The 14,096-nt window shown below is 43.9% G+C and carries 11 protein-coding genes; 5 read left to right on the top strand and 6 right to left on the bottom strand.

What is annotated here, in order from left to right; all coding sequences use genetic code 11:
- Nucleotides 1-25 precede the first annotated feature (25 nt).
- From G460_RS0115740 to G460_RS0115750, 3 genes are all read right to left on the bottom strand, one after another.
- Nucleotides 26-1,597: an Rne/Rng family ribonuclease gene (locus G460_RS0115740; protein WP_026956265.1), complete on the bottom strand. Its 1,572-nt coding sequence runs from the start codon at nt 1,595-1,597 to the stop codon at nt 26-28.
- 186 nt (nt 1,598-1,783) lie between these two features.
- A complete protein-coding gene (locus tag G460_RS0115745; protein WP_026956266.1) occupies nt 1,784-2,605 on the bottom strand; it encodes a tetratricopeptide repeat protein in 822 nt (273 codons plus the stop codon).
- A gap of 18 nt (nt 2,606-2,623) precedes the next feature.
- A complete protein-coding gene (locus G460_RS0115750; RefSeq protein ID WP_026956267.1) occupies nt 2,624-2,932 on the bottom strand; it encodes an HU family DNA-binding protein in 309 nt (102 codons plus the stop codon).
- A 145-nt stretch (nt 2,933-3,077) separates the two neighbouring features.
- Here G460_RS0115750 and mutY point away from each other — a divergent pair, with 145 nt between their 5' ends.
- From mutY to G460_RS0115780, 5 genes are all read left to right on the top strand, one after another.
- Nucleotides 3,078-4,148, top strand: a complete 1,071-nt coding sequence (mutY, locus tag G460_RS0115755) for an A/G-specific adenine glycosylase (RefSeq protein WP_026956268.1) — start codon at nt 3,078-3,080, stop codon at nt 4,146-4,148.
- A gap of 37 nt (nt 4,149-4,185) precedes the next feature.
- Complete coding sequence (locus G460_RS0115760; protein WP_026956269.1) at nt 4,186-4,653, top strand: single-stranded DNA-binding protein; 468 nt, start codon at nt 4,186-4,188, stop codon at nt 4,651-4,653.
- A 67-nt stretch (nt 4,654-4,720) separates the two neighbouring features.
- Nucleotides 4,721-6,070, top strand: coding sequence for a gliding motility-associated protein GldE (gldE, locus tag G460_RS0115765; protein ID WP_026956270.1), 1,350 nt, complete (start codon nt 4,721-4,723; stop codon nt 6,068-6,070).
- A gap of 378 nt (nt 6,071-6,448) precedes the next feature.
- Nucleotides 6,449-10,939, top strand: coding sequence for a glutamate synthase large subunit (gene gltB / locus G460_RS0115775; protein WP_026956271.1), 4,491 nt, complete (start codon nt 6,449-6,451; stop codon nt 10,937-10,939).
- 1 nt (nt 10,940) lies between these two features.
- Nucleotides 10,941-12,419 (top strand): glutamate synthase subunit beta, encoded by a 1,479-nt coding sequence (locus G460_RS0115780; protein ID WP_026956272.1) that lies wholly within the window; start codon nt 10,941-10,943, stop codon nt 12,417-12,419.
- Between the two features lie 137 nt (nt 12,420-12,556).
- Here G460_RS0115780 and G460_RS0115785 read toward each other — a convergent pair whose 3' ends face one another.
- The 3 genes from G460_RS0115785 to G460_RS0115795 all read right to left on the bottom strand — a co-directional run bounded on the left by G460_RS0115785 (nt 12,557) and on the right by G460_RS0115795 (nt 14,026).
- A complete protein-coding gene (locus G460_RS0115785; protein ID WP_026956273.1) occupies nt 12,557-13,039 on the bottom strand; it encodes a hypothetical protein in 483 nt (160 codons plus the stop codon).
- A 64-nt stretch (nt 13,040-13,103) separates the two neighbouring features.
- On the bottom strand, nt 13,104-13,466 hold the full coding sequence (locus tag G460_RS0115790; RefSeq protein ID WP_026956274.1) for a hypothetical protein: 363 nt from the start codon (nt 13,464-13,466) through the stop codon (nt 13,104-13,106).
- Between the two features lie 134 nt (nt 13,467-13,600).
- The gene (locus G460_RS0115795; protein WP_026956275.1) at nt 13,601-14,026 is read right to left on the bottom strand and encodes a Spy/CpxP family protein refolding chaperone; all 426 of its coding nucleotides are present in this window, start codon (nt 14,024-14,026) and stop codon (nt 13,601-13,603) included.
- Between the last annotated feature and the right edge of the window lie 70 nt (nt 14,027-14,096).

The raw sequence follows: 14,096 nt of genomic DNA on the forward strand, positions 1-14,096 counted from the left end.
TACGAGGGCAAAAAAAAAGCGAGACTTACTCAGTCTCGCTTTTTATTTTTAGTTCTATTTCCTCGCCAGATTCATCTAGGAATCTGTATTCCGTCACCGGTAGGGAAGAATCTTTGATCAGTTTTATCCACTTGTAATATTTGAAAAACCATTTCACTCGGCGACTTAGTACGCCAGTGGTGAAATATGCGTGCAGGTAGGGATGCAGCCCGATCTGGATTTTATCCACGTTTTGAATCGTGGCCATGTGGTCCAGATCTTTTTCCAGTTTGTCGGCTACCAGGATCGAAGCCTGGATTTTGCCGGTGCCGTTACATGCCGGGCAGGTTTCCTTCGTCACGATATTGACCTCCGGACGGACACGTTGTCTGGTGATTTGCATGAGTCCAAATTTACTCAGCGGCAAAACAGTGTGTTTCGATCTGTCAGACTTGAGCTCGTTTTTCATCGCTTCGTAGATAGCCTTTTTGTTTTCGGCTCTTTTCATGTCGATAAAATCGACTACGATGATGCCTCCCATATCGCGGAGGCGGAGCTGTCTTCCGATTTCTTTAGCAGCTACCAGGTTTGTTTTTAATGCTGTTGATTCCTGGTCACTTTCCTGATTGGACTTATTGCCACTATTCACATCGATGACGTGTAGGGCTTCGGTATGCTCGATGATCAGATATCCTCCCTGAGGGAGACTAACCGCCTGTCCAAAAAGGCTTTTGATCTGCTTTTCGATTCCAAAACTCTCGAAGAGTTTGGCTTTACCATTGTAAAGCTTGACAATTTTTTCTTTTTCAGGTGCGATGGACCTGATGTAGGATCTGATCTGATCGTAGGTTGATTCTTCTTCTACGGTGATTGCATCGAAGGATTCATTGAGTAGGTCTCTCACAAGTGAGGAAGCCATACTCATCTCTCCTATTATCTTGTCGCGACTTTTGGCTTTCAGCAACTTCTTCATGCCTTCTTCCCAGTTGGTGAGAAGGTTTCTCAGGTCTTTGTCCAGTTCGGTGACAGACTGACCTTCGGCCACGGTGCGTATAATCACACCGAAATTGGCAGGCTTGATGGAGTTGATGAGTCTCAAGAGTCTTTTGCGCTCGTCACTGCTGCGGATTTTTTTGGAGACGTTGACCGAATCCGAAAATGGCACCAATACGAGGTAGCGACCAGGAAGAGAGAGCTCACAGGATAGTCGTGGCCCTTTGGTAGAGATAGGTTCTTTGACGACCTGAACCAGCACTTGGTTGTTTTTGGAGAGAATATTGGAGATTTTTCCGATCTTCTCTATTTCAGGTACATTCTCGAAGCCTTTCAGGTTATAATTGCCATAGTTGTTATTGCGCACCATTTTGGTGAACTTGATCAGGCTGTTGATATTCGGACCCAGGTCCTGGTAGTGCAGAAAGGCATCCTTTTCGTAGCCCACGTCAATGAAGGCTGCATTCAGCCCATTGACGATTTTCCGCACTGTACCTAGGTAAATATCCCCAACTTTAAACTGATTGTCCATCCCTTCGGAGTGCAACTCCACCAGGCTCTTATCTTGAAGTAGGGCTATACGACTCCCGTTTTGAGCAGAATCAATTAACAATTCCGTACTCAAAATCTCGTCTTATACTATGTAAATGAACGTGTTGTTTTGTCAAAAAACGGGTATAAGAAGAAGTGTATTACTTCTTCTTATGTCTGTTTTTTCTAAGTCTTTTCTTACGCTTGTGCGTAGAGATCTTATGTCTTTTTCTTTTTTTACCGCAAGGCATAGTCTTATTATTTAAAGTGTTACAAATATTTATAGCCTGTCAAGATAGGTCTGGACACTCTCCAAAATCATGGGATCTTGGGTGATTTCCTTCACTTTCTCAAACTGGGCCTTGGCTTTATTTTTCTGATTGGCTTCGAAATAGCTCACTGCCAGATAAAATTGCCCCTGAAGATTGTCTGGATGGTAATTGGCCAACTCTTCAAATCGCTCAACGGCTCTTTTGTACTGACCAGACTGCATGGATAGGATTCCCATGTTGAAGAGCGCGTCTTCGTTTTGTGGATCGTCTTCCAATATCTCTCTCAGCATCGTGATCCCTTGCATAGGATTGGATGAGGAGACATAAGTCATGGCTATTTTCGATTTCAAATCTGTCCGGGTGGGATCGTTATCCAGCACCTGATTAAGATAGTTTCGGGTCTGATCGGCAGTATAGCTTACCTTTTCAGGGTCCAGCGCAAATGTAAATGCTTCGTAATAAGCATTCCCGGCTTTTTCGGCATCGCTTACTTCACCGGTTTGATCTGCTGCCAAAGCTAAATAATAAGCAGCACTATCGTATTTCCCTTTTTCCTGATAGAGTTCAGCCAGTTGCTCCATGTCAGCGGCGTAGGTTTCCGATCCAGCATTTGATCGGGATTTCAGCTGCTGGAGATTGGCTTCTTTTTCAGGTGAAAGCTCCGTCTCATGCATCGCGGGCGAATCGGCATTGGGTGAATCAGAAGTGGTGGAGGCTGCTTCGGCTACCTGTCCCTCATTTTCATTGTCCACGACTACTTTGGGCAAGGCATAAAGCCCTGCGATAGCCAATACTCCGATCAGAATGAGAAAGAGCTGTGATTTTTTCATATCAAGGTTCCCTGTGGATTAGTCCTGAGGAGCCAATTCTTTGATTTTTTTGCTGTTTTTGATTTTCTCAACAAACACTTTGGATGGCTTGAAAGCCGGAATGTAGTGCTCATCGATTACGATAGCGGTATTCTTTGAGATGTTTCTTGCGATTTTTTTCGCTCTCTTCTTGTTGATAAAGCTACCAAAACCTCTTACATAAATGTTTTCTCCCTCAGACATTGAGTCTTTTACTACTTTGAAGAAAGCCTCGATGGTCTGTGTCACATCATCCTTCTGGATTCCGGTCTTGTCCGAAATCTTGGTGATTACTTCTGCTTTTGTCACTGTGATTTTAATTTAGAATTTTTGAAATAAGCTTAACAACCTATTAACCAAGTGTTTTTGGGACTGCAAATGTACAAGAAGCAGCGCAATTAAAAAACAATTCAACAAAAATTCACCACATTTACAGGAAAGAATTTTACCTCACATGAGTATTAAACATTCTGATAATCAAACATTTTCATTCGAAATATTACGCTGGTACTCCCAAAATCCAAGGGAACTTCCATGGCGAGGAATCGATGATCCGTACAAAATTTGGCTATCAGAGATCATCCTGCAGCAGACCAGAATCGCTCAGGGATTACCCTATTATGAAAAATTTGTGAAGGCCTATCCACGGGTGGCAGATCTGGCTATTGCTCCAGAAGATGAAGTGCTCCGGATGTGGCAGGGTTTGGGTTATTATTCCAGAGCCAGAAATCTACATGCCTGTGCCAAGCATATTTGGTTTGAGAGGAATGGTGAATTCCCAAATACCTACCAAGGGCTACTTACTCTCAAAGGAGTGGGGAGCTATACAGCTTCTGCAATTGCCAGTTTTGCTTTTGGAGAAGCCAAAGCGGTGGTAGATGGAAATGTGTTTCGGGTTTTGGCAAGATACTTTGGGATAGATACTGATATCGCGAGTGGGCGTGGTAAAAAAGAATTTGAATCTTTGGCAGATAGGCTGATCCCTGCAGATCAACCCGGAGAATATAACCAGGCAATTATGGATTTTGGCTCGAGACAGTGCCTGCCGCTCAATCCCGACTGCAGTAGCTGCCCACTTCAGGAGAGTTGTTTTGCTTTTCAAAAAGACTTGGTAAAAAGCCTACCTGTCAAGATCAATAAAATCAAGATAAAGGAGCGCAATTTTCACTATTATATTATAAGGTGTGGGGAGCACTGGGTTTGGAAGAAAAGAAAAGCGGGAGATATCTGGGAAGGACTGTTTGATTTTCCCCAAATAGAAGCTTCCAAAAAGGAGCCAAGCCAAGAGCTCGATCTTCCAATAGTCGCTAGTGAACGCGTGGAATATCCTAAAAAATACAGACACATTTTGTCGCATCAGAAACTGAATGCTGTTTTCTCAGAAATGGAGATAGCCGAAGAAAATTTGTCTGATCTTCAGGAATGGGCCGACAAAAGAAACTATCAATTAGTAGCAGAAGACCGGATTGACTATTTGGCCAAGCCAAAGTTGATTGTAAACTTTTTGAACGATCATGGCTTTTGACTAACTTCATCTATCGAAAATTGAAAAATCTAATACAATGGCAGGAGTCAATAAGGTAATCCTACTCGGAAACCTCGGAGCAGATCCGGAAGTGAAATATTTGGAAGGAGATAATGTAGTGGCAAATCTGCGACTGGCTACCACGGAATCTTATAAGGATAGGAATGGAAATAGAGTAGATCAGACCGAATGGCATGATCTAGAGCTATGGGGAGGTCAGGCCAAAATCGCCGAGCAGTACCTAAAGAAAGGAAATCAGATCTATGTCGAGGGCAAAATCAAATCCGATACGTGGCAAGATGAGCAAGGACAAAACCGAAAAAGAACTAAAATCCGTGTGCTGAGCTTCACAATGCTGGGTAGCAGACAGGATAACCCAGGCCAAGAAGGTGGAGGAAATAATTATCAGCAGTCACGTCCAAGTGCCGCTCCTGCAGCGACCAGTCAAGCGCCAGCTCCAGATTTGAGTCCGAGCAGTGCAGATGATGATGATTTGCCATTCTGATTCGATTCCCCTGAGGTTGATTTTCAGGGGATTTTTTTATTTTTGCATCAAACATCTCGTTTAGTTCATGGACGACCCTTACCCGAGTTGGTATTTACTTGCTCAAATCAATCAGCCCTCTACGGGCTACCTGTTTTTGAACGGGCTATTTTTTCTACTCTTACTACTCGGCTCGGCATTGGTCTCCGGGTCTGAAGTCGCTTTTTTCTCTCTGACCAACGAAGATCTCAACGAAATTTCAGATAGCGATACCAAGAATAGTCAATCTGTCATCCGACTGCTGCAAAGTCCCAAAAGACTTCTTAGCACGATTTTGATATTGAACAATCTGATCAATATTGCGATCGTGACATTGACGACCTTTGTGTCTTGGACGATTTTTGGGATGAATGCCACAGGTATCGTGATTATCCTGGTTCAGACGATCGGTGTGACCTTTGCAATTGTTTTCTTTGGTGAAATTGTGCCTAAAGTCTACGCAAATAAGGCCAAGGTGGAGTTTAGTATGATCATGGCCCCTACGATCAACTTCTTCTCAACTATCCTGAAGCCCTTTTCGATTCTGCTGATGTTCATTGGGGATCTGATCGAGAGACGCATCGAAAAGAAGGCTTATTCTCTTTCTGTAGATGAACTCAATCAGGCTTTGGAGATCACCACGGAGGATGCTCCTGACGATGAGCGAGACATTCTCAAGGGGATTGTCAATTTTGGTACACTTACTGTCAAGCAGGTGATGCGAAGTCGAATGGACATTACAGCTGTAGACACAGAGATGGATTTTCATGAGCTGATGGATCGCATCAATAAGAGCGGCTACTCAAGAATCCCAGTGTATGATGAAACGATCGACAATATTGAGGGGATTCTTTATATCAAAGACCTTTTGCCTTTCATAGACCGAGATGAGAATTTTGCATGGAAGGAGTTGATCCGAAAAAGTTTTTTTGTGCCAGAAAACAAAAAAGTGGACTCCCTGCTGAAGGACTTTCAGCAGAAGCGTGTGCACATGGCGATCGTCGTGGACGAGTACGGAGGGACATCAGGTTTGGTGACTTTGGAGGATTTGATTGAGGAGATAATCGGCGAAATCAATGATGAATTCGATGATACTGACGATGTTTTCTTCCAAGAAATCGACTCTCATACGTTTATTTTCGAAGGGAAAGTGTCCCTGAATGACTTTTGCAAAAAGCTGGAGCTGGATACGCAGATGTTTGAGGAAGTGAAAGGTGAAAGTGAATCATTGGGAGGATTGCTCCTCGAGATCAACTCCAAGCTGCCTAAAAATGGCACCAAGATCCTATTTGAGGATTTTGAGTTTACGATACTGGCCGTAGATGCCCGTAAAATCAAGAAAGTCAAAGTAAAACTGATCTCTGGGGAAAAGGATGGTACTCAGAGTTTTACGGATTAATTTTTAGTTTGAATCTTTTTTCAGAATTTTATTCTGAGGTATGTCTAGTCTTGGTCTGAGATAGGACTATCTTGTCTTGGATTTCAGAAAAAAATTTCAAAAATTTTTGAAAATTTTTTTTTCAACCCAAGATTTCAAATCTATGCGTCCAATTTTGATGAATTGAATAGTTTTTTAACCATGTTTTATCAAAAAGGAATCTTTTTTGGCAGAATACTGTAAATTTTGAAACCTCTTACTTTTTAATAAATAATCAATAAAAGGCTTTTTCATCTAAAAAATATCACCAAAACCTTCGGTTTGTTGCCTATATTTTAATGAAAGGAAATTTTTGCGTAATTTTTGGAAATTTTGAACCTATTTAACTAGAATAAATATATGCAAGAAGGATTGTACCGCTCGGAGTTTGAGCACGACTCCTGTGGCATAGGCGCAGTGGTGGACTTGACAGCCTCACCCTCACATGAGACTATCAGTGACGCCTTATATATGCTGAGCAATATGGAGCATAGAGGAGGACGCGGGTCTGATCCCAAGTCAGGCGATGGTGCAGGTGTGCTGATACAGGTTCCTCACGAGTTTTTGAAATCTATCACCGCAAGGACAGAAATTTCATTGCCTGAAAAAGGCTACTATGGAGTTGGGATGACATTTTTCCCAAAAAACAAACAGCTTTTTCGTAAGTCGAAGGAATTGCTCAATCAGATCATCGAGGAGTTGGATTTTGAACTGATCGGGTATAGACCTGTACCAGTAGATGAAACTGTACCGGGATCCAGTGCTCTGGAAGTGATGCCCAATATCGAGCAGCTATTTGTCAAGCATAAGAAAGGCCTGACTGGAATCGAATTGGAGAGGAAGTTATATGTTTTAAGAAACTATGCTACCTCAGAGATCAATACCAAAGTACCTGGGGTCAATCAGTCATTTTATTTTGCTTCCTTTAGTAGCTTGACACTGATCTACAAAGGTCAATTACGGACCGATCAGGTATTGCCTTTTTATAAAGACCTTCAGAATAGCAACATTGAATCTGCTTTTGCCATCGTGCATTCCAGGTTCTCTACCAATACATTCCCCAACTGGAGATTGGCTCAGCCATTCAGATGCTTAGCTCACAATGGTGAGATCAATACTATTCGAGGCAATCTGAACAAGATGAAGTCCAAGGAGACGCTGATGAAATCTAAGTATTTCACAGAAGAGGAATTGGAAAAACTGATGCCCATCACAAATAAGCAAAACTCGGATTCGGCCAATTTGGATGCGATGGCGGAGCTATTGTCTTTGAGTGGAAGATCTCTTCCCCATGCCATGATGATGCTGGTGCCAGAAGCTTGGCAGGATAATGAGGTGATGGATCGGGACAGAAAAGCTTTCTATAAGTTTCACGCTTCCTTGGTAGAGCCATGGGATGGACCGGCTGCTTTGCTATTCACGGACGGAAAGTCCGTAGGGGCTACTCTCGATAGAAATGGACTGAGACCACTTCGATATTTTATCACAAAAGACCAGCGCTTGGTCATGTCGTCTGAGGCTGGAGCTTTGCCTATTCGCGAAGCGACCATCCTAGAAAAAGGAAGAATCAGTCCGGGACGTATGCTTTGGGCTGATCTGGAGAAAGGGCGCGTGCTGTTTGACGAGGAAGTCAAAGGTGAAATCTGTAAGAAACAGCCTTATGAGCAGTGGGTCAATGACCAACGGATCAAGCTGAGGTTAGAGCCAGATCCAGAGGTATTGACACATCCGTATTCTACGGAGAATATTAAAAAATGCCAGACCGTGTTTGGTTATACTTCTGAGGAGATCAAGGTCGTGCTTTCTCCAATGGGAGGGACAGCCTATGAGGCAATAGGCTCAATGGGTGCAGATACGCCTCTGGCAGTACTTTCCAAGCAGAGCCAGCATATCTCCAATTATTTCAAGCAACTATTTGCGCAGGTAAGTAATCCGCCAATCGACCCAATTCGGGAGAGAATGGTCATGTCGCTTTTCACCCGATTGGGAGAAGGCCACAATATTTTGGAAGAAAGTCCTCAGCATACACGCCAGATACATATCTCTCAGCCAGTACTCCTCAATGAATCTTTGGAGAAAATCCAAAATATGGAGGGCCAGGGCTACAGGGCCAAGAAACTCTACGCTCATTTCAAAGCAGATCATCAGCCAGGCAGCTTGCTGGAGGCATTAGATCAGCTATGTCAGGATGCAGAAAATGCCATTGCGGAGCGTAAAAATATTCTGATCATATCCGATCGTAACAGTAGTGAAGAGTATGCTCCGATTCCATCTCTATTGGCTATAGGAGCCGTGCATCATCACTTGGTGAAGAAGAAAATCAGAACCAAGGCAGGTTTGGTCTTGGAGTCTGGGGATATTAGAGAAACTCATCACTTTGCCACTGCGATTGGCTATGGTGCTTCTGCTATCAACCCGTATTTGGCATTGGAGTCTTTGCTTGATATTTGGCAGAAGGGACTATTGCCAGAAGTAAAAGATCAAAAAACTCTTTTCTCAAACTATCAAAAGGCAATCGGAAAAGGCTTGCTGAAAGTACTCTCTAAAATGGGTATTTCGACTTTGCAGTCTTATCAAAGTGCCCAGATTTTTGAAGCTATAGGATTGGGACCAGAGGTGATAGATAGATGTTTCAAAGGGACGATCTCCAGAATTTCAGGTGTTTCTTTTGATGAATTGGCCGAGGAAGTTCTCATCCGTCATAGAGCTGCTTACTCAACTGAGAGCCCCATTTTGGAAACCGGTGGAGTGTATCAGTGGAAAAGAAGAGGTGAAAAACACCTTTTCAATCCAGAGACTATCCATTTGCTTCAGAAGTCCACCAAGCTCAACGATTACGGGCTGTACAAAAGGTTTGCAGACAAAATCAATGAGCAAGCCAAGGATGCGTTGACTTTGAGAGGCTTGTTTGAGTTTAAAAAGAGAATTTCTGTTCCTATAGACGAAGTAGAACCGGCTGAGACCATCATCAAGCGTTTTGCCACCGGGGCGATGTCATTTGGTTCGATCTCCTTCGAAGCACATACTACTCTTGCGATTGCGATGAACCGCATCGGTGCCAAAAGTAACTCCGGTGAAGGAGGGGAAGATGAAATCAGATTTCAGAAAAAGGAAAATGGAGACTGGGAGCGCTCTGCCATCAAGCAGGTCGCCTCGGGTAGATTCGGCGTCACCAGTAATTACCTCAGCAATGCGGAGGAGCTTCAGATCAAAATGGCCCAAGGGGCAAAACCTGGAGAAGGCGGACAGCTACCGGGACATAAAGTAGATGATTGGATCGGTAGAGTACGGCACTCCACTCCTGGAGTGGGCTTGATCTCTCCACCTCCTCACCACGATATTTATTCTATTGAGGATTTGGCTCAGCTTATCTATGATCTTAAGAATGCCAACCGAAAAGCCAGAATCAATGTCAAATTGGTATCTCAGGCTGGAGTAGGTACAGTAGCTGCCGGGGTGGCCAAGGCGATGGCTGACGTCATTCTGATCTCAGGTGCAGATGGAGGTACGGGAGCATCTCCCCTTTCATCCATTCGCCACGCAGGCTTGCCTTGGGAGCTGGGATTGTCAGAAGCTCATCAGACCTTGGTCAAAAATAACCTGAGAAGCAGAGTAGTCGTCCAGACAGATGGCCAGCTGCGTACCGGAAGAGATCTTGCCATTGCGACCTTATTGGGCGCTGAAGAATGGGGGATTTCTACTGCAGCCTTGGTCGTAGAAGGCTGTATCATGATGCGGAAGTGTCACTTGAATACCTGCCCTGTCGGGATTGCGACTCAAAATCCAGAACTTCGAAAGTTATTCACTGGCGATCCAGACCATGTGGTAAATTATTTCAACTTCCTTGTACAGGATTTGAGAGAGATCATGGCTTCCTTAGGGTTCCGCACCATCGATGAGATGGTGGGACAGAGTCATGTATTGCAGTCTACCGGGCATCTCAACCACTGGAAATGGGATAAAGTAGATCTTTCTCCGATTTTCCACCGTGTCGAAGTACCTGACCATGTGGGAATCCACAAGCAGATCGATCAAGATTGGGATTTGAAGGCGGTATTAGATAGGAAACTAATCAAAGCAGCACTGCCTGCTCTAGAGCAAGCGATAGCCGTCACTGGCAATTTTGAAATCAAAAACACAGATCGTTCGGTTGGCGCGATGCTTTCCAATGAAGTATCCAAAATCTATGGAAGTGTAGGACTTCCGGATGAGACGATCCAGTTTAAATTCAACGGGTCAGCAGGCCAGACCTTTGGTGGTTTTATTACCAAGGGAGTGAGCTTTGAGCTGGAAGGTGAAGCGAATGACTACTTTGGAAAAGGACTTTCTGGAGGTAGATTGGTAGTATATCCTAGCCGAAATGCGAGATTCAAACCAGAGGAAAATATCATCATCGGAAACGTCGCCTTCTATGGCGCCACGTCTGGAGAAGCCTATATCAATGGGAAAGGTGGTGAGAGGTTCTGTGTGAGAAACTCAGGTGTCAAAACCGTAGTGGAAGGCATAGGCGATCATGGATGCGAATACATGACCGGAGGAATGGTCATCAATCTTGGAGAGATCGGCAGAAACTTTGCCGCAGGTATGAGTGGCGGAATTGCCTACATTCTTCACGATTACATCACCGAGATCAATCCAGAGCTGGTAGACGTAGATCCGCTGACCGAGGAAGATTATGGGACGATCAAGTCTTACCTCAAGCGTCACGTGAAGCTAACCGAAAGTACCCTTGGCCAGCAGTTTTTGGAAGATTGGGATAAATCTAAACAGCGATTTATCAAAGTTATTCCGAGAGACTACAAGGCAGTATTGAAAAAAAGAGCATTAGAACAATCTAAATCATTGGTGTAAGATGGGAGCGAAAGAAGGATTTATCCAATTCAATAGAGAAACCCCAAGCAGCCGCGATCCTAAGCAAAGGATAGGTGACTACAAGGAAATATATGAGCCTTTTTCTGAAGAAAAACTAAACAATCAGGCAGCTAGATGCATGGATTGCGGAGTTCCATTTTGTCACAATGGTTGTCCTTTGGGCAATGTTATTCCTGAATTCAATGATGCTGTCTACCAAAAAGAATGGGGACAGGCTATCCAGATACTACGCAGTACCAATAATTTCCCTGAGTTTACCGGAAGGATCTGTCCGGCTCCTTGTGAAGCCAGTTGTGTTTTGGGGATCAATAAAGATCCTGTAGCGATCGAATTGATCGAAAAAAATATTGCTGAAAAAGCTTACGAGCTAGGCCTGATCCAGCCAGATCCGCCTAAGCACCGAACCAATAAGTCTGTCGCTGTGATCGGTTCTGGACCTTCAGGATTGGCTGCAGCAGATCAGCTCAATCGTGCAGGACACGAGGTGACTGTATTTGAGAAGGATGCAAAACCTGGAGGATTGCTACGCTATGGAATCCCAGACTTCAAGTTGGAGAAGTGGGTCATCGATCGTAGAGTGGATTTGATGAAGCAAGAGGGAGTCATATTCACTTGTGGCACCGATGTAGGCTTCAATATCAAAGCAGAAAACATTCTCAAAAATTTTGACGCTGTCGTGATCGCTACTGGTGCTCAGCAGCCACGAGGATTGCCGATCAAAGGAGCTGATTTGAAAGGAGTTCATTTTGCGATGGAATTCCTTGGCAAGCAGAATCAAGTGGTTGGTGGAGAAATCGCTGAGAATCCGATTTCGGCTGAGGGTAAAAATGTAATCGTGATCGGTGGTGGAGATACAGGAAGTGACTGTATCGGTACTTCCAATCGACATGGAGCTACATCTATTACCCAATTGGAGCTTTTGCCAAAGCCTCCTCAGCAGAGAGCCACACTGAACCCTTGGCCTGAGTGGCCGATGACTCTGAAAACTTCCAGTTCCCATGAAGAAGGGGCGGAGAGAGTGTTTTCGGTGTTGACTAAGGAGTTTATCGGCAATGAAGCTGGAGAAGTGACTGGTCTGAAACTAGTGGATATCGAATGGAAAGATCAAGGAGGTCGCATGGGGTTTGAGGAAGTCTCAGGTACTGAGCGTGTGGTGCCATGTGATTTGGCTTTTCTAGCTATTGGCTATCTAGGTCCAGCGCAAAATGGATTGTTGGATGCATTTGGAGTAGATACATTCGAAAACAGTCTTCCAAAATCCAAAAATTATCAAAGCACAAATTCTAAAGTATTTCTAGCAGGAGATATGCGAAGAGGGCAATCACTGGTCGTATGGGCGATCTCAGAGGGGCGTGAAGCCGCCGTCAAAGTGGACGAGTACCTGATGGGCTCTTCATCTTTGCCTCAAAAAGATGAGTCCTACTATCAGGTAGAGGAGCATATCGCGGGTGTTGAGTGAGTTTTTCTCACCAAAATCCAATAGTATCCCTGTTTAGTTGAAAGACCTGCGATAAACGGAAAGCCATCTGCTTCGGCAGATGGTTTTCTCATTTAGGAGTAAAAGGACAGCTGCATGATGACTGTCCTTTTTATTTATCAGCAGATTTGATTTTTGAGAAGTTGCCCCCACTTTTCAGCCAATACTGATTCCCCGACTAAGTCGGTAAAATCCTCTTGATTGAAAAACTCCAAATAGACTGAAGGCTGATCTGGAAAGGATACCGATAGTCCGATTTCATCGATGACGGTATGTTTTCCTTCTTTGGTGCTGAGTTCCCTGCTCTTGGTTTTGACCTGTACATCTCTCACATCTCCGAGGAAAAAGGAATGAAAGAGTGAATTGTCACCAGCTTTGTAATAGTGAAAGGTTTTGGTGCCCGTACTCAATGCGATCATGTATTGATTTCTCCACATGTCCTGAATGTCCCAAGGGCTTTCAGTTTTTGAAAGTGTCTGAAAGTCTCGAAGCAGTTGAGATTTTTTCTTTTTGTTTTTGATAGAAAATAAAATAAAAGGTAGGGCAAATGCGCCCAATACGATTGCAGCCATGACGAGCGTCACGGGATCAATTGTTGTCATTTTAATGGAAATTTAGGTGAATAAAATACTCAGTCGAGCTGATGCTCGCGGAGGTTGGGTTCACCTACCAGGTATAAAAAAACTGGATAAAAAACTTGAACAAATCCAACAGAGCCTTTGGCTCAGCCCAATGGGGCTTGGATAAGGTCGATTGGGGGATGGATAAGAATGGCCCAGCAAGGTCAGGATTTAATCTTCCAAACAGGCTCCAATCGATTTTGAAGGGAGGGACTTTGCTGGCTGCATTCTGAGATCGAAATTCCAACCCAGGAAGGCTGATTTCTTTTACCAGATCCTGCTGATCTGTGTGGACCAGAGAACTTTTATGAACGGGTGATATCGTGAAAATAGCCACCAATCCCAGCAGCCATGCCAGACTGAGGATATGGATAAATGGTTTATGAAGGCTATGACGATTGGCTATCACCTGCTACTGCTTTAAAACTCGATAATCTGAAAATCAGGGAAGAAGTTCAAATTTCACTAGATTTTTTGACTTTGAAAGCGAAGTAGTCCAAAAAGAAAAGATCCACCCTTATTGGATGGATCTTTAGTAGTTGATTAGTTGTTGCCTCTTCGTTTTCTAAACTCCTCCCTGTCGTGGACTTCTCCACCTGGTCGTCTTCGATCTCTGCTGTTGTCTTTGATCTCTGTCCATTTGGCTTTTTGCTCCTCGGTGAGTACATCTGAAATCTTGGAGTCTTGCTCTTTCATTTCTGCCTTCATTGCTTCCATCTGTGCTTTGCGAGCTTCTTGCTCCGCTTTTCGCTCCTCCATTTCAGCCTCTCTTTTTTTGGCGTACTCCAGGTTTATAGCGAGAATTTTAGCCTTTTGATCTTCGTTGAGGCCAAGTTGTTCGGCCATTCTGTCCGTCATCATTTTGGCTCTGGTCTCTGGATCTGGACGATCTTTGGATCTAGGTCCTTGAGCAAAAGCTCCCAATTCCACAAAAACCAACAAGGCGGTAGTTAACATCCATTTTTTCATTTCAATTTTGTTTTGGTTATGCTCTTTAGACCTGATTTTGTTTGGAGAGTTTAACCATGGAATGTTAAGG

Origin of the sequence: Algoriphagus vanfongensis DSM 17529, from assembly GCF_000429465.1 — a bacterium.
GTDB classification, from domain to species: Bacteria; Bacteroidota; Bacteroidia; order Cytophagales; family Cyclobacteriaceae; genus Algoriphagus; species Algoriphagus vanfongensis.